Origin of the sequence: Paracoccus yeei ATCC BAA-599, from assembly GCF_000622145.1 — a bacterium.
Classification (GTDB): Bacteria; Pseudomonadota; Alphaproteobacteria; order Rhodobacterales; family Rhodobacteraceae; genus Paracoccus; species Paracoccus yeei.
Genome location: NZ_JHWH01000038.1, coordinates 1 through 16110, shown reverse-complemented (window position 1 = coordinate 16110; position 16110 = coordinate 1). Strand labels below are relative to the sequence as shown.

The 16110-nt window shown below is 68.1% G+C and carries 12 protein-coding genes, 1 tRNA gene and 1 pseudogene; 6 read left to right on the top strand and 8 right to left on the bottom strand.

Going from position 1 to position 16110, the window contains the following annotated elements; all coding sequences use genetic code 11:
• Window positions 1-88: 88 nt before the first annotated feature.
• The 4 genes from BU28_RS0116565 to phaC form a co-directional block, all read right to left on the bottom strand.
• Window positions 89-178 (bottom strand) — tRNA-Ser (locus tag BU28_RS0116565).
• 42 nt (window positions 179-220) lie between these two features.
• A complete protein-coding gene (gene phaR, locus BU28_RS0116560; protein WP_028720445.1) occupies window positions 221-802 on the bottom strand; it encodes a polyhydroxyalkanoate synthesis repressor PhaR in 582 nt (193 codons plus the stop codon).
• 149 nt (window positions 803-951) lie between these two features.
• Window positions 952-1416 (bottom strand): phasin family protein, encoded by a 465-nt coding sequence (locus BU28_RS0116555; protein WP_028720444.1) that lies wholly within the window; start codon window positions 1414-1416, stop codon window positions 952-954.
• 120 nt (window positions 1417-1536) lie between these two features.
• Window positions 1537-3861: a class I poly(R)-hydroxyalkanoic acid synthase gene (gene phaC / locus BU28_RS23460; RefSeq protein ID WP_036763232.1), complete on the bottom strand. Its 2325-nt coding sequence runs from the start codon at window positions 3859-3861 to the stop codon at window positions 1537-1539.
• 102 nt (window positions 3862-3963) lie between these two features.
• Between phaC and phaZ the strand changes: the two genes are divergently transcribed.
• Window positions 3964-5310 carry a polyhydroxyalkanoate depolymerase gene (phaZ, locus tag BU28_RS0116545; protein WP_174714391.1) on the top strand — a complete coding sequence of 449 codons (1347 nt, stop codon included), beginning with the start codon at window positions 3964-3966 and terminating at the stop codon, window positions 5308-5310.
• A gap of 24 nt (window positions 5311-5334) precedes the next feature.
• Here phaZ and BU28_RS0116540 read toward each other — a convergent pair whose 3' ends face one another.
• The gene (locus BU28_RS0116540; RefSeq protein WP_028720441.1) at window positions 5335-6075 is read right to left on the bottom strand and encodes an alpha/beta fold hydrolase; all 741 of its coding nucleotides are present in this window, start codon (window positions 6073-6075) and stop codon (window positions 5335-5337) included.
• A gap of 165 nt (window positions 6076-6240) precedes the next feature.
• On the opposite strand from BU28_RS0116540, the gene thrS reads away from it, so the two are divergent.
• The 4 genes from thrS (at window position 6241) to BU28_RS0116520 (ending at window position 10889) form a co-directional block, all read left to right on the top strand.
• Window positions 6241-8187 carry a threonine--tRNA ligase gene (thrS, locus tag BU28_RS0116535; protein ID WP_028720440.1) on the top strand — a complete coding sequence of 649 codons (1947 nt, stop codon included), beginning with the start codon at window positions 6241-6243 and terminating at the stop codon, window positions 8185-8187.
• Window positions 8188-8421: 234 nt separating this feature from the next.
• Window positions 8422-8628: a cold-shock protein gene (locus tag BU28_RS0116530; RefSeq protein ID WP_011747293.1), complete on the top strand. Its 207-nt coding sequence runs from the start codon at window positions 8422-8424 to the stop codon at window positions 8626-8628.
• 157 nt (window positions 8629-8785) lie between these two features.
• A complete protein-coding gene (locus BU28_RS0116525) occupies window positions 8786-10237 on the top strand; it encodes a class I adenylate-forming enzyme family protein (RefSeq protein ID WP_028720439.1) in 1452 nt (483 codons plus the stop codon).
• A 1-nt stretch (window position 10238) separates the two neighbouring features.
• A complete protein-coding gene (locus tag BU28_RS0116520; RefSeq protein ID WP_028720438.1) occupies window positions 10239-10889 on the top strand; it encodes a DsbA family oxidoreductase in 651 nt (216 codons plus the stop codon).
• A gap of 43 nt (window positions 10890-10932) precedes the next feature.
• Here BU28_RS0116520 and epsE read toward each other — a convergent pair whose 3' ends face one another.
• The 3 genes from epsE to BU28_RS26830 all read right to left on the bottom strand — a co-directional run bounded on the left by epsE (window position 10933) and on the right by BU28_RS26830 (window position 14104).
• Window positions 10933-12135, bottom strand: coding sequence for an exopolysaccharide biosynthesis GT4 family glycosyltransferase EpsE (epsE, locus tag BU28_RS0116515; protein WP_028720437.1), 1203 nt, complete (start codon window positions 12133-12135; stop codon window positions 10933-10935).
• A gap of 110 nt (window positions 12136-12245) precedes the next feature.
• Window positions 12246-12980: a sigma 54-interacting transcriptional regulator gene (locus tag BU28_RS26835; RefSeq protein WP_415839891.1), complete on the bottom strand. Its 735-nt coding sequence runs from the start codon at window positions 12978-12980 to the stop codon at window positions 12246-12248.
• Window positions 12981-12994: 14 nt separating this feature from the next.
• Complete coding sequence (locus BU28_RS26830; protein ID WP_415839890.1) at window positions 12995-14104, bottom strand: sigma-54-dependent Fis family transcriptional regulator; 1110 nt, start codon at window positions 14102-14104, stop codon at window positions 12995-12997.
• A 277-nt stretch (window positions 14105-14381) separates the two neighbouring features.
• Between BU28_RS26830 and BU28_RS23450 the strand changes: the two are divergent.
• A pseudogene (locus BU28_RS23450) lies at window positions 14382-16064 on the top strand (NAD(P)/FAD-dependent oxidoreductase); the annotation flags it as partial.
• Window positions 16065-16110: the final 46 nt, after the last annotated feature.

Sequence of the window (16110 nt, the reverse complement as noted above, 5' to 3'; positions counted from 1 at the left end):
CAGTGCTCAGCCCCTCCCGCATAACCCTCGACAACAACGGAAAAATCCGGCCGCAGCCGGATCGGGAGAACGCTTTCGCGAGGGCAAGTGGCGGACGGTGAGGGATTCGAACCCTCGAGACGGTTCCCCGCCTACACACTTTCCAGGCGTGCGCCTTCGACCACTCGGCCAACCGTCCGTGCGCGCCGGTCTATCGCGAAGGATCGGCCGGCGCAAGCGGTCAGAGCCGGGAAATCCGCTTCTGCAACTCGGCCAGTTGCTTGCGGATTTCGTCCATGTCCTCCTCGCCCTTGCGGGCGCGGCGGGGGCTGGTGGCATCATCGTCCTCGGCCTCGGGGCCGCTCGAGCCGGCAGCGCCCCAACCGGCGGCCATGGCCTTCAGGAACAGCCGCTGCTGGCGCTGAAGCGCCTCGAACCCCGGCATCGAGGACATCGGGTTCGGAAAGGTCGCCAGGTTCTCCATCATCTTGGACTGGCCCTCGCGCAACATCTCGAAGCTGGCGGCAAGGAATTGCGGCACGACGGATTGGGCCTGGGTCGTATAACTGCGCACCAGGTCGGTCAACACGTCGATCGGCAGGACATTCTCGCCCCGCCCCTCGTGCTCGGCGATGATCTGCAGCAGATACTGCCGGGTCAGGTCGTCGCCGCTTTTCAGATCGACGATCTTGACCTGCCGCCCAGAGCGGATGAAGCCGGCAATATCCTCAAGCGTGACGTAATCGCTGGTCTCGGTGTTGTAGAGCCGCCGGCTGGCATAACGCTTGATCAGAAGCGGGGACTTGGGGTCGGGCTCGGCCATGGCTCCTCCGGCGATGCATTTGCAGCATGATGGAAAAACAGCCGGTGAAATGCAAAGAAAATCGCCACCGCGCGCCAGGCGCCGCGGCGATGCGGCAAAGAAAAAGGGGCGGTGACCCGCCCCTTTCGCCTTGCGGCCGATCCCGAGGATCAGACCTTGGTGGCGCTGGTCGCGGCGACCGAGGCCTTTTTCACCGCGGTCTGGGTGTCGGCAGTGGCTTTTTCAGCGACTTTCTGGGCGTCGGCAGCCAGGTCCTTGCCGGCGGTCAGCATCAGATCGACCGTGTCCATCTGCACTTTCTTGGCGACTTCGGCAAAGGCGGCCATGTGCTCGGCAGCCATTTCGGCAGCGGCGGTGGCGAAATCGCTGACGGCCTTGGCGTATTCGGCCGGCTCTTCCTTGGTCGAGGTCAGTTCGCCCATGCGGGCGATGGTGTCCTTGGCCCACTGGGCCGAGATCTCGGTCGAGCGTTCGGCGGCGGCCAGGGTGATCTTGGCCATCTTTTCGCCCAGCGCGGTCTGCGAGCGGAAGGCGTCCTGGAAGGACGAGGTGTCAACCGGGAATTTCGCCATCATGTCCTGCATGGTCTTGGTGAAGTCAGGGGTCTTGGCCATTTTCTCTCTCCTAGAGGTGGCGCGAAGTCCGGTGCGCCGAGTGATACGTCTTCTGTCCCCAATATAAATGCTGCACCGCAGCATTTCAACCATTAATGCTGCGGTGCAGAAATTTTTTTCTTATGATCTTTCATGGACATAGGTTCCGGGGGTGGGTCCGAAACCCTCCTCGGGCTGGCGGCTGTCCACCATCGGGCCCGAGCGCGCGGCCAGCCATTCGCCCCAGCGCGGCCACCAGCTGCCCTCGTGATAGACGGCCGCTTCCCGCCAGGGCTCGAAACCGTCGTCGAAGCCTTTGTCCGAGGTGTAATGGCCGTACTTCTTCTTGCTGGGCGGGTTCACGATGCCGGCGATATGACCCGACTCGGACAGGATGAACGTCTTGTCCTTCGAGGCCATCTGCGCCACCCCGCGCCAGCTGTCGCGGGCCGGGGCGATGTGGTCGGTCTCGCAGGCGATGGCGCACAGCGGCACGGTCACGTCGCGCACGTTCAGGCGGTGGCCGAGCAGGTCGTACCCCTCGCCCACAAAGGCGTTCTGCTGGCACAGCCCGCGCAGGTATTCGATCGCCATGCGGCCGGGCAGGTTGGTGCCGTCGCCGTTCCAGAACAGCAGGTCAAAGGCCGGCGGCGTCTCGCCCAGCATGTAGCTGCGGATCGCGGGCCCCCAGACCAGATCGTTGGCGCGCAGGAAGCTGAAGGTCCGCGTCATCAGCTGCGCGCTGAGAACGCCGGTCCGCGCGGCCTCCTGCTCGATCCCGGACACGAAGTCCTCCTGCAGGAAGGCGGTGAACTCGCCCTGGTCCGAAAAGTCTGTCAGCGTGGTGAAGAAGGTCGCCGCGTTCACGCGGTCGTCGCCCCGCTGCTTCAGCAGCGACAAGGTCAGCGCCAGCGTGGTGCCCGCGATGCAATAACCGACGACGTTCAGCTTTTTCTGGTCGGTCAGGTCAAGGACGCGGTCCATGATCTCGAGATAGCTCGAGACGTAGTCGTCCATGCCGGTGTCGCCATAGCTCGGGTCGGGGTTCTTCCAGGCGACGACGAACAGGGTATGGCCCTGGTCCACGATCCACTTGATCAGGCTGTTCTGCGGCTTCAGGTCCAGGATGTAGAACTTGTTGATCCAGGGCGGAAAGATCACCAGCGGGATCTCGTGCACCTGCTCGGTGGTGGGGCTGTACTGGATCAGTTCGTAAAGCCTGGTCCGCGCGACGACCCGGCCCGCCGAGGTGCCGATGTTCTCGCCCACCCGGAAAGCGTTGCGGTCGGCCAGCGACACGATCATCTCGCCGCCATGGCTTTCCACGTCGCGCACCAGGTTCTCGAGGCCGCGCACCAGGCTTTCGCCCTCGGTCGCCAGGGCCTTTTCCAGGGCATCGGGGTTGGTCGCCAGAAAGTTGGTCGGCGCCATCATGTCGATCATCTGCCGCGTGAACCATTCGATGCGGCGGCGGTCGTTCATCTCGGTCACGTCCAGGTCGCTTGCCGCCTTCAGCATGGCGTCGGCGTTGATCTGGTATTGCCGCTTGATGAAGTTGAAGAAGGGATGCGTCTGCCACAGCGGGTTGGAGAAGCGCCGGTCGGTCGGTCCCTCGTCCGGGGGGGCGGTCAGCGAGCCGCGCACCAGCTGCGCCTGCGCCTCGGCGAAATGGCGCAGGGTCTCGCCCCAGTAGCTGACCTGACGCTCCATGATGCGCTCGGGCTGTTCGGCGACCAGCTTGACCCAGGCGCTGGCGGCGGTGGCGAACAGGTCCGGGCCCGGCGCCTCGACCCCGGGGTTCTTGGGCCGGCGCTGGGACAAGGCGCTGATCAAGCGCTGGGTCAGGGATTCGATGCGCTCGATGTTCTGGACCATCTTTTCGGGCAGGCGACTGTTCGGGCCGAAGGCCGCCTCGAGGAAGGCCAGCGTGCCCGCGCCGCCCTCGTCCCCGTCGGAAACGTCACCGGCGCCGCCCTCGATGGCGCCGCCGCCGGTCGTGCGGGCGGGATGGGGGTCGGCCTCGACGATGACGGTCGTGACCTCGGCGGCGGGGATCCCGCCCTCGGCCTCGGCCTTGGCGGCCTTGCCGCGCGGAGGGCTGGGCTTGCGCCGCGTCGTGGTCCGGGTGTCGGCGCGCGCGGCCGCCCGCGCACGCTTTGCGGCGGTCCGCTTGGCCGAGGCGCTGGCGGCGGGCGCGGGGGCTGGCGTCTTGGCCGGCGCAGCGGCCTTGCCCGCGGCCCCCGCCTCGTCCGGCTTGGCAGCGGCGGCACGGGGCTTGCGCGCGCGGGTCGGCTGGGTGGCCGCAGGATCTTCGGCCTTGGGCGCAGCGGCCTTCTCGGCGGCCGGGGTCCGCGTCTTGTCGCCCGCAGCCGCGCGCGGGGCCGCGGCCTTTCGTGACCGGCTGGCCGATTTCGCCGCTGGCGCTTTGTTCGGCACGTCGCCCGGCTTGTCGTCTTCACCAGCCATAATTGACAATCCTCCCTAACCGTAAAATCATTATGCCTGTAAGGAAACGCAGGTAAAGCCGTGTCCTGCCCGGCAAGCCTTAATCAAGGATCGGTACGCGACATGACGACATACAAGGGCTTGAAGGGCATTGTTTCCTATGATGCGATGGAAACGATCCGCAACACGAACGAATGGCTGGGGGCCAGCGCCCGCGCGCTTGGGTCCTATCCGGCCTTCGCGCTGATTCCCCATCCCGCCTTCAAGCTGATGTCGGCCTGGGGCCGCGTGACCGAACGCAGCTTCTCGCGTATGGTCATCAAGCCCGACTGGGAAATTCCCCCCATCGTGTCCGAGGACGGGCAGGACCATGTCGTCTATCCCGAGCCCGTGGTCCGGCGCGATTTCGGCGACCTCGTGCATTTCCGGGTCGCCCGCCGCGATCCGATGCAACGCAAGGTGCTGCTGGTGGCGCCGATGTCGGGGCATTACGCGACTCTCCTGCGGACGACGGTCACTTCACTGCTGCCGGACTGCGACGTCTATGTGACAGATTGGCACAATGCCCGCGACATTCCCGTCAGCAAGGGCAAGTTCGACATCGAGGACTACACCCAGTACCTGGTCGACTTCATCCGCCACCTGGGGCCCGCAACCAATGTCATCGCGATCTGCCAGCCCGCGCCCCTGGCCTTGGCCGCGACCGCCCTGCTGGCCGAAGAGGACCCCGGCGCCCAGCCTCGTTCGCTGATCCTGATCGGGGGACCGATCGACCCCGACGCCCAGGCGACCGAGGTGACCGATTTCGGCAACCGCATGACCATGGGCGAACTCGACTACCTGATGATCCAGCAGGTCGGCTTCAAGTATCGCGGCGCGGGGCGCATGGTCTATCCGGGGCTCGCGCAGCTCAGCTCGTTCATCGCCATGAACGCCGGAACCCACGCAAAGGCCTTCCTCGACAAGATCTATGCCGAGGCCCGTGGCGAGGGTTCCGAGGGCGACAAGCATTACAAGTTCTACGACGAATACCTGGCCGTGATGGACATGACGGCCGAGTTCTACCTTTCGACGGTCGAGCGCATCTTCAAGGGGCTCGAAATCGCGCAGAACCGCTTTACGGTGAACGGCAGGCGGGTCGACATCGCGAAAATCACCGATGTCGCGGTGATGACGGTCGAAGGCGCCAACGACGACATCTCGGCCCCCGGCCAATGCGTCGCGGCGCTCGACCTCTGCTCGGGCATCCCGCCCGAAAAGAAGCAGCAGCACCTGGAGCCCGGCGCCGGCCATTACGGCATCTTCGCGGGCAAAAGCTGGCGGCTGAACATCCGGCCCCTGGTGCTCGACTTCATCGACGAACAGCTCAGCACGCCGGCGGCCCCGGCACGGCGCCGTCGCAGCGGGCCGAAGCCGGTCGATTGCGGCCTGACCGTGGACAACGACAGCGACGGCAAGATCGCGGTCTGACCGGACCGCCGGCCCCGAAAGAGGTCAGCGGGCCAGAACCTGCTCGACCGCCGTGCCGATCAGGTCCAGGCATTCGGCCGTTGAAAAGCGGTGGTCGGCGCCCTTGACCAGGGTCAGCCGCATGTCCGCGCCCTGGGCATGGTCCAGCAGGTCCAGCGCCCAGGCCACCGGCACGTCCTCATCCGCCGTCCCTTGCAGGAAACGCACCGGGAAAGGCAGGTGCAGGGGCCCGGCCAGGACCTGATGCCGGCGCCCATCCTCGATCAGCCGGCGGGTGATGACATAGGGCTCGCCATAGTCGCTGGGCCGCAGTACCCGGCCGTCGCGCAGCAGCGCCGCGCGCTCCGCCTCGGAAAACCCGGGCCAGAAGCCGCGCTCGGTGAAATCCGGGGCCGCGGCGACCGTCACCAGCCCCGCCATGCGCTCGGGCATGGCCCGCGCCAGCAGCAAGCCGATCCAGCCGCCCATGCTGGACCCGACCAGCACCGCCGGCCCCTCGACCAGATCCCCGATCACCGCCTGCGCGTCCTGGAACCAGTCGCCGATGCAACCGTCCTCGAACGCGCCCGAGGATTGCCCGTGCCCGGAATAATCGAAGCGCAGGAATGCCTGCCCCCGCGCCCGCGCCCAGTCCTCCAGCCAGACGGCCTTGGTGCCCTGCATGTCCGACCGGAACCCGCCCAGGAACACCACGCAAGGCCCCTGCCCTGCCACCCGATGATAGGCGATCCGCCGCCCCTGCGGCGTTTCCAGATAATCCGTCATTCTTTCTTGTCCAAATATCCTGCGGGGGAGTCGCGGAACGCGACGGGGGCGCAAAGCCCCCAGAACCCTTACCACATTGACATCCCCCCGCAATCGCGCGACACCCCCCGCAACATACCCGCAACCGGGCGTTCCGTGGGCGCCAAACCGACGAGGAGGACTTCGATGTCCCAGATCTCCCTGACCTTCCCCGATGGCAATGCGCGCGACTACCCCGCCGGCACGACCGCAGCCGAGGTCGCGGCCTCCATCGCCCCCAGCCTTGCCAAGAACGCCATCTCGGCCAGCCTCGACGGCCAGCATATCGACCTGGCCTGGCCGATCACGCAGTCGGGCAGGATCGCCATCAACACGATGAAGGACCAGGAACCCGCGCTGGAGCTGATCCGCCACGACCTCGCCCATATCATGGCCCGCGCCGTGCAAGAGCTCTGGCCCGACGTCAAGGTCACCATCGGCCCGGTCCGCGACCAGGGCTGGTTCTACGATTTCGACCGCGCCGAACCCTTCACGCCCGAGGACCTGGGCGCCATCGAGCAGCGCATGAAGCAGATCATCGCCGCCCGCGACCCGGTCCGCACCGAGGTCTGGGACCGCGCCCGCGCCCGCGCCTATTACGAAGAGCGGGGCGAGCCCTTCAAGGTGGAACTCCTCGACCGCATTCCGGGCGACGAGCCGATCCGCATGTATTGGCACGGCGACTGGCAGGACCTCTGCCGCGGCCCGCATCTGCAGAACACCGGCCAGGTGCCTGCGGACGCCTTCAAGCTGACCCACGTCGCCGGCGCCTACTGGCTGGGCGATGCCTCGCGCCCGATGCTGCAACGCATCTATGGCGTGGCCTTCCGCAACCGCGACGACCTCAAGGCCCACATGACCATGCTGGAGGAGGCTGCGAAGCGCGACCACCGCAAGCTGGGCCGCGAAATGGAGTTGTTCCACTTCCAGGAGGAAGCGCCGGGCATGGTCTTCTGGCACCCGAACGGCTGGACCATCTATCGCGAGTTGGAAGCCTATATGCGCCGCCGCCTGATCCGCGCGGACTACAAGGAAATCCGCACGCCCCAGGTCGTCGACCGCATCCTGTGGGAAAAGTCCGGCCACTGGGAGGCCTATCGCGAGAACATGTTCCTCGTCGAGGTGGACGAGGAAGGCGCCAAGGAAAAGCGCATCAACGCGCTCAAGCCGATGAACTGCCCCTGCCACGTCCAGGTCTACAACCAGGGCCTGAAGTCCTATCGCGACCTGCCCCTGCGGCTGGCGGAATTCGGCTCGTGCCACCGCTATGAAAGCTCGGGCTCGATGCACGGCCTCATGCGGGTGCGCGGCTTTGTCCAGGACGACGCGCATATCTTCTGCACCGAGGACCAGATCGAGGCCGAATGTGCGGGCTTCATCGGGCTGCTGTCCTCGGTCTATCGCGATCTCGGATTCGAGAAATTCGACATCAAGCTGTCGACCCGTCCCGATGTCCGCGTGGGCAGCGACGAGATCTGGGACAAGGCCGAGGCGGCGCTGAAAGGTGCCATCGAACATCTTGGCCTGCCCTATGAGATCAACCCCGGCGACGGCGCCTTTTATGGTCCCAAGCTGGACTTCAAGCTGACCGACGCGATTGGCCGCGAATGGCAATGCGGCACCTTCCAGTGCGACTTCAACCTGCCGCAGCGGCTCGAGGCGGAATATGTCGGCGAGGACGGCGGCAAGCACCGGCCGGTCATGCTGCACCGGGCCGTCCTGGGCAGCTTCGAGCGCTTCATCGGCATCCTGATCGAGAACTACGCCGGCAAGCTGCCCTTCTGGCTGGCGCCGCGCCAGGTCGTGGTCGCCTCGATCGTCTCGGGCGCCGACGACTATGTCCACGAGGTCGTGGCCGCGCTGCGCGAGGCGGGCATCCGTGCCGAAGCCGACACCCGCAACGAGAAGATCAACTACAAGGTCCGCGAACATTCCGTCGGCAAGGTCCCCGCGATCATGGCCATCGGCATGAAAGAGGTCGAAGAGCGCAGCGTCTCGATTCGCCGCCTTGACAAGCAGGGCAGCGAAAGCGTGAAACTGGACCAGGCGGTTCAGATGCTTCGCGCCGAGGCAACCCCGCCCGACCTGCGTTGACACGACCTAGCGCGGATCAGCGACAAATTGCCAAGCCGTCGTCTCGGGTTGACGCTGCGTCAACCTGGACGGCGCTTTCTGGCTTGCCTTTTTTAACGAATCGTTCATCCTCTCATGCGCGTGAGCACGACTTTCTACCGCCTCCCTTCACGGGGCAGCCGGACTTGACGGGAAAGGGCTGCACGGCCCGGGCGCAATCTCGCTCCCGGGAGGACTTGAAGGAGAGACGGTATAATGGCTACCGGCACCGTGAAATGGTTCAACGCCACCAAAGGCTATGGCTTCATCGCGCCCGATGACGGCGGCAAGGACGTGTTCGTCCATATCTCGGCCGTCGAGCGCGCCGGCCTGACCGGGCTGAACGACAACCAGAAGATCGCCTATGAACTGCAATCGGGCCGCGACGGCCGCAGCTCGGCCAGCGACCTGAAACTGCTCTGACCGGCAGTCCGAACGATTGAAAACGGCCCGCCCCGTCGCGGGCCGTTTTCATGTCCGGGCCCCGGTTCCTGCCGAACCCGAAGCCAAGGGACAAAGCCCCCTTCCCTGCCCTGCCGCCTGCCCTTATTGCGGGGCCAGGCAATACGGGGGGCGACGGATGAACCTGGCCGAACATGTCCTGCAAGCCGGACTTGCGCACCCGGACCGGCTGGCCCTGTCGGTCCTGGGCTTGGGGCGGGCCGACCGCTGGTCCCATGCGCGGCTGCGCCGGGCGGTGCTGGGAACCGCAACGGGGCTTTTGCAGGCGGGCATCGGTCCCGGCGACCGGCTGCTGATGCGGCTGGGAAACACGCCCGCCTTTCCCGTGACCTACCTTGGCGCCATCGCGGCGGGGATCGTGCCGGTCCCGACCGCGGCCATGCTGACGGCGGCCGAAACGACGCGCCTGGCCCGTTCCGTCCGCCCCGCCGCCATCGTGGCCGACCCGGGCGTGCCCCTGCCCGACCATCCGGCCCCGGTGATCGACGACCGCCGGCTTGCGGGCTTTGCCGATCTGCCCCCGGCCGAGTTCGCCCAAGGGTCCCCCGACCGGCTGGCCTATATCGTCTTCACCTCGGGCACGTCGGGCCAGCCGCGCGCGGTGTGCCATGCGCATCGCGCGATCCTGGCGCGGCAGATGATGTTCCAGGGCTGGTACGGCCTGACGCCCCAGGACCGGCTGCTGCATGCCGGCGCCTTCAACTGGACCTTCACGCTGGGCACCGGCTTGATGGACCCCTGGACCTTGGGCGCAACCGCGCTGATCCCGGCCCAGGGCGTCGCGCCCGAGCAGATCCCGCTGCTGGCCAGCCGCCACGGCGCCACGCTGATCGCGGCTGCGCCAGGCGTCTTTCGCCGCATGCTGCGGGCCGACTGGAAACCCTGGCCCGGGCTGCGCCACGGGCTGACGGCGGGCGAGCGGCTGGACCCCGGCCTGCGCCGCGCCTGGCACGACCGCACCGGCACCGACCTGCACGAGGCGATGGGCATGTCAGAATGTTCGACCTTCGTTTCGGGCAGCCCGGCGCGGCCCGCGCTCGCGGGCACGGTGGGCTTTCCCCAGCCCGGCCGCCGCATCGCCTTGCTGGACGAGCACGGATGCGAGGGTGCGCAGGGCCAGTTGGCCGTGCACCGCAGCGACCCGGGCCTGTTCCTGGGCTATCTGGACCAGCCGCAGGATACCGCCGCGCGGTTCCGCGGCGAGTGGTTCCTGACCGGCGACCTGGCCGAAAGGACGCCCGACGGTGCGCTCCGCACGCTCGGCCGGGCCGACGACATGATGAACGCCGGCGGCTTTCGCCTGTCCCCCGCCGAGGTCGAGGACGCGCTGGCGACCCTTTCGGGCGCGGGCGAGGTCGCGGTGACCGAGCTTGCCGTGCCCTCGGGCACGATCATCGCCGCCTTCTGGACCGGGCCCGCGACCGTGCCGCAGATGCAGGCCCATGCCGAATCCGCGCTTGCACGCTACAAGCAGCCGCGCGAATACATCCGGCTGGACGCCCTGCCCCGAACCCCGACGGGCAAGATCAACCGCCGCGCCCTGCGCGAGCGCCATCGCAAGGACCGCTGACATGACCGATCCCCTTCCCGGCCAGATCCGCCTGGACATCTTTGCCGACCCGGTCTGCCCCTGGTGCCTGATCGGCAAGGCCGAACTGGATCGCGCGCTGGAAAGCCGCCCCGAACATCCGTTCGCGATCACCTGGCACCCGTTCCGCCTGGACCCGCAGATGCCGGCAGCCGGCATGGACCATGTGGCCTACATGAAGATGAAGTTCGGCGACGAGAAAGGCATTCTCGCCGCCATGAAGCCGGTGATGGAGGCCAGCGAGCGGCTGGGCCTGTGGATCAATCCCGCGCTGATCGAACGTGTTCCGAACACGCTGAACGCCCACCGGCTGCTGTATTGGGCCGGGCTGGAAGGCGCGCAGACCCCGGTGATGTCGGGCCTGATGCGGGCGCATTGGCGCGAGGGGCGCAACATCTCGAACCCGGACGTGCTGGCCGAGATCGGCGAAAAGGCTGGCATGGACGGCGCCATGATCCGCCGCCTGCTGGCCACCGACGCGGACCGGGACGAAATCGCCTCGCGCGAGATGCATGCCCGCCAGCGCGGGATCAACTCGGTCCCGACCGTCATCGTCGCTGACAGCCATGTGGTGACCGGGGCGCAGCCCGCAAGCCTGTGGCAGGACGTGATCGACGAACTGGCGCAGCGCTGATCCAGGGCGCAGGTGCGTCGCGCCCCCGGAACGCCCGGCCGGCTCAGCCCCGCGTCTCGGCCACCAGCCGGATCAGCGTCTCGGCCCCCGCCTCGGCGCCGAAGCCCGAGACGATGCGTTCCCGCCCGGCCTGGCCCAGGCGCCGGGCCAGGTTGGGATCGCCGGCCAAGCGCAGGATCGCATCGGCCATCGCGGGCGGGTCCCTGGGGGGCACCAGAATCCCGTCCTGCCCGTCGCGGATCAGCTCGGCCACCCCGCCGGCGGCAGTGCCGATGGTCGGCACCTCGCAGGACATCGCCTCCATCAGGGCAACGCCCAAGGGCTCGTGCCAGCTTGCCAGGGCAAAGACATGGGCCTCCAGAAGGTGGCGGCGCACCTCGCCCTCGGATACGGCGCCCAGCAGGGTGACGGCGTCGTCAAGGCCCAGCTCGGCGATCCGCGCCTCGATCACGCGGCGATAGCCGGTGCCGCCGGCGTCATCCTCGCCGGCGACGACCAGCCGCGCGTCGTGGCCCGCGTCGCGCAGCATGCGGATGGCCTGCAGCAGGTCCTGATGGCCCTTGACCTGGTTCAGCCGGCCGCAGGACATGATGCGCAGCGGCTCGCCCGGGCGGGGCGGCTGCCAGGGCGTGTCGCGCGACAGGCGGCCTGTATCGACGCCCATGGCCTGGACCGCGATCCGGGGAGGCAGGTAGCCGGCCAGTTCGGTCTCGGCCTCGGCGCGCAGCTTTTCGGTGATGATGGTGGCAAAGGCCGCGTGCCGCCACTTGTAGCGCTGGCCGGGGCCGTAATCCTCAAGCGGACCGTGCAGGGTCAGCGAATAGCGCGGCCCGCCCATGCGAAAGGCCAGCGCCGCGATCAGCGCCGCACGGCCGCAGGAATGGGCATGCACATGGTCGATGCCTTCGCGCCGGGCGTGGTCCACCAGCCGCCGCGCCGCCGGGATCGACATCGCCATGTCGCGCAGGAAGGCCCGCGGCTCTCCCCGCGGGGCGGACAGCAGATCGCCCGGCGGCAGGCGCACCAGCCCGCCCAGGGCGGCGGCGGGGTCCATCCGCGCCAGATAGGTGGTGCGCGCCGCGGCCTCGGCCGACCATTCGTGCGAGATCAGGCCGGGCGGCGGCGGCCGGGTCGACAGCAGCACCGGCTGGACGCCGCGCGCCTGCAGCGCCTCAAGCTCGCGCCAGAAGAAGATATGCGTCTGTCCGGGAAATTGCGGGATCAGGTAGCCAAGGCGAAGGGGCATCGCATCCCTTTGGGTTCACAGATGTCTTGGTCCCCCGCCGTCGAACCGATCAGGGCGCCGCGGCAGTTTCGCCCGAAATCCGGCGCCTTGGCAACAGCGCGATGACCAGGTCACGCCCGCGCGGCAAGACCCAGGCGGCGCATCCTGCGGTGGATCGTGGTGCGGTCGACGCCCAGGCGGCGCGCGCATTCCGAAACATTGCCGCCCGTCTCGCGCAGCATCTGCGACAACAGCGCCGCACCGCCCTGGCCCGGCGCGGGGGCGGCCGCCATCGGCAGGGGCAGGTCGGACAGCCCCACGCGCGGCTGCGGCAGGATCGCGGCCAGCGTCTCGGCCAGGCGGGCCAGTTCGCGCAGGTTGCCCGGCCAGCGGTGGGCGGCCAGCCGCGCCGGTACCTCGGGCGCCAGCAGCACCGGCTGGCCGAAGGCGCGGGCCATGATCCGGTCGGCCAGCCAGAACAGGTCCATCCGGTCGCGTAGCGGCGGCAGGCGCAGGCTGGCCCCCGCCAGGCAATGATAGAGGTCGCGCCGAAAGCCCCCGGTCTCGACCGCCTGCGCCAGATCGCCCTGCACGGTGGCGATCAGCCGCAGCCCGGGGCTGACGGGGCGGATGGCGCCGACGGGCAGGTAGCTGCCCTCGGACGCCAGTTGCAGCAGGCGGGCCTGAAGGCGCGGCGGCAGTTCCCCCAGCTTGTCCAGGACCAGCGTGCCGCGCCCGGCCTGGTCCAGCATCCCGGGTTCATGCCGTCGGCCGTCGGTGCGGCCAAAGACCACCGCCTCGTCGGCATCCGTCAGTTCGGCGCAGCGCAGCAGGGTAAAGGCCCCGCCGCCGCCCGCCTGGTGAATCGCCCGCGCCAGCGTCAGCTTGCCGGTGCCGTCTCGCCCTCGATCAGCAAGGGCAGAGACCGCGGCGCCAGCGCCGCCGCCCGCGCCAGGACCTGGGCCATCGCGGGGTCCTCGCCCGCGAGTTCCGCCAGGGCGGGCGGCAGGCGCGGCGGCTGCGCAAGCCGTGGCGCGGGGCGGGTCGCCTGGCGGCGCGGCTCGATCGCATGGGCGAACAGGCGGTGGCCGTCGCGCGTCTCGATAAAGCGCTCGGCGGCGGGACGCTGGCGGGTCAGGTCGTCCAGCCGGTCCAGCCGGACGCCCAGGAAATCCGACACCGGCCGCCCGATCAGCGCGCCGGCGTCCCGCCAGTCGAGCCCCGTCGCCCGCGCCATCAGCCGCGCCGCGTTGTGGGTCATGCCGATCACCCGCCCCGCCCCGTCCAGCGAGATCGCGGCCTCGGGATCCACGTCCAGGAAATCGGGGCTGCCGGACAGGCGCAGCACCCATTCGCGGCGGCTTTCGGCCATGATGTTGGCCATCTCGATCCGCCGCACGGACTGCCGCACCAGGTTCAGCGCCAGGCTCTGGCTGGCCTTGGGCCGGGGCGAGGACAAGAGCGAGATGTCCAGCACGGCGGCCAGCGCCCCGCGCGAATCGTAGATCGGCGCGGCGGTGCAGCTGAGCCCGCCATGCGTCACGTCGAAATGGTCGTCTTGGTGGATCACCAGCGCCTCGCCCGTCTCGATGCAGGCGCCAAGCGCGCAGGTGCCGGCGCGCGCCTCGGACCATTCCGCGCCAAGGTAAAGGCCCGACCGGCGCAAGGCCGCCTTTTGCGCCTCGTCGCCCAGGTATTCGACCGTCACCCCGGCGCGGTCGGCCAGCATCAGCACATAGTTCTGCCCGGCGACCAGCGCATAGAGGTTCTCGATGCCCGAGCGGGCGATGGCGATCAGTTCCTCGCTGCGCTGCCGGTGCAGGCGCAGTTCGGCGGCGGGCAGGATATAGGCCTCGGACCGGGCCGAGGGGTCCAGCCGGTGCTTTTCCAGGCAGCGCAGCCAGCTTTGCACCACCGCGCTGTCGCGCGCGGCGGGACCGCCCTGCGAGACGGTCTCGATCTCGCGGATATGGCGCAGGTCGCTGTCCATCCTCTCCTCCCCAGGAACGGCGGCAGCGCAAGCCTAGCAGCACGGCCGGGGCGCTGGGAATGGGCTTGCGCCGCACCTGTGGCACGCCGATGCCACAGGTGCCACGGGCCGCGCCACAGGCGAGCCTACCAAGCCATTGATTCCATGACGGGGGCGTCGTGGCGCTTGGCCACACCCCGACCCGCGCTAGCCTGTTCCCACCGATCGGACCGGGCCCGCCCAGCCGATCCGCCGCCCTTGGGAGGGGGCGGCGCCATCCAAGCAAAGGGAGGATACCATGCTTGATTCGACCCATCCGCAGTTGGCCGCACTGGTCGGCGACCTCGAACGCGCGCTGGTCGCGCAGGACCCGGACGCGGTGGCCGACCTGTTTCTGGAAACCGGCTTCTGGCGCGACCTTGCGGCCTTCACCTGGAACCTCAAGACCTGCGAGGGCAAGGACCAGATCCGCGCCATGGCCGCCGCACAGCTGCCTGCCATCGCGCCGCAATCGCTGCGCCTGGACCCGGCCGAGACCGTCGCCGAGGCAGGCGGCGTGACCGAGGCCTGGCTGCAGCTGGAAACCGCCACGGGCCGCGGCGTCGGCTATATCCGCATGAAGGACGGGCGGATCTGGACGCTGCTGACCACGCTGCACGAACTCAAGGGCCATGAGGAGCCCCGCAAGCTGCGCCGCCCGATGGGGGCCGAGCACGGCCACGATCCGAACCGCAAGACCTGGAAGGAAAGGCGCGAGGACGAGGCCCGGCGGCTGGGCTATGAGGAGCAGCCCTATGTGCTGGTGATCGGCGGCGGCCAAGGCGGCATCGCTCTGGGGGCCCGGCTGCGCCAGCTGGGCGTGCCGACGATCATCGTCGATCGCCACGAACGCCCGGGCGACCAGTGGCGCAAGCGTTACAAGTCGCTGTGCCTGCACGACCCGGTCTGGTACGACCACCTGCCCTATATCCCCTTCCCCGACAACTGGCCGGTGTTCGCGCCCAAGGACAAGATCGGCGACTGGCTGGAGATGTACACCAAGGTCATGGAACTGAACTACTGGTCCTCGACCACCGCCAAGTCGGCGCAGTATGACGAGGCCAAGGGCGAATGGACCGTGGTCGTCGACCGCAACGGCGAGGAAGTCACCCTGCATCCCAAGCAGCTGGTGCTGGCGACCGGCATGTCGGGCAAGCCCAATATTCCGGTCATCCCCGGGCAGGACGTGTTCCGGGGCGAACAGCAGCACTCCAGCCAGCACCCCGGCCCCGACGCCTATCGCGGCAAGAAGGTGGTGGTGATCGGCTCGAACAACTCGGCCCACGACATCTGCGCGGCGCTTTGGGAACACGGGGCGGACGTGACCATGGTGCAGCGGTCCTCGACCCATATCGTCAAGTCCGACAGCCTCATGGAGGTCTGCCTGGGCGGGCTTTATTCCGAACAGGCCCTGGCGAACGGCATCACCCATGACAAGGCGGACATGATCTTTGCCTCGATCCCCTACAAGATCATGCACACCTTCCACGTCCCGCAGTATGACGAGATCAAGCGCCGCGACGCCGAGTTCTATGCCGCACTGGAAAAGGCGGGCTTCATGCTGGATTTCGGCGACGACGACTCCGGGCTGTTCATGAAATACCTGCGCCGCGGCTCGGGCTATTACATCGACGTGGGCGCCTGCGATCTGGTCATCGACGGCTCGATCAAGCTGCAATCGGGCAAGGGCATCAGCCACCTGACCGAAAATGCCGTGGTGCTGGATGACGGCACCGAACTGCCTGCCGATCTGGTGGTCTATGCGACGGGCTACGGGTCCATGAACGGCTGGGCGGCCGATCTGATCAGCCAGGAGGTCGCGGACAAGGTCGGCAAGTGCTGGGGCCTGGGTTCGGACACCACCAAGGACCCCGGCCCATGGGAGGGCGAGCAGCGCAACATGTGGAAGCCCACGATGCAGAAGGGGCTTTGGTTTCACGGGGCTCTGATGATGTGACCGCCCCCCCGACGGCTTCGCTGTGCCAGGG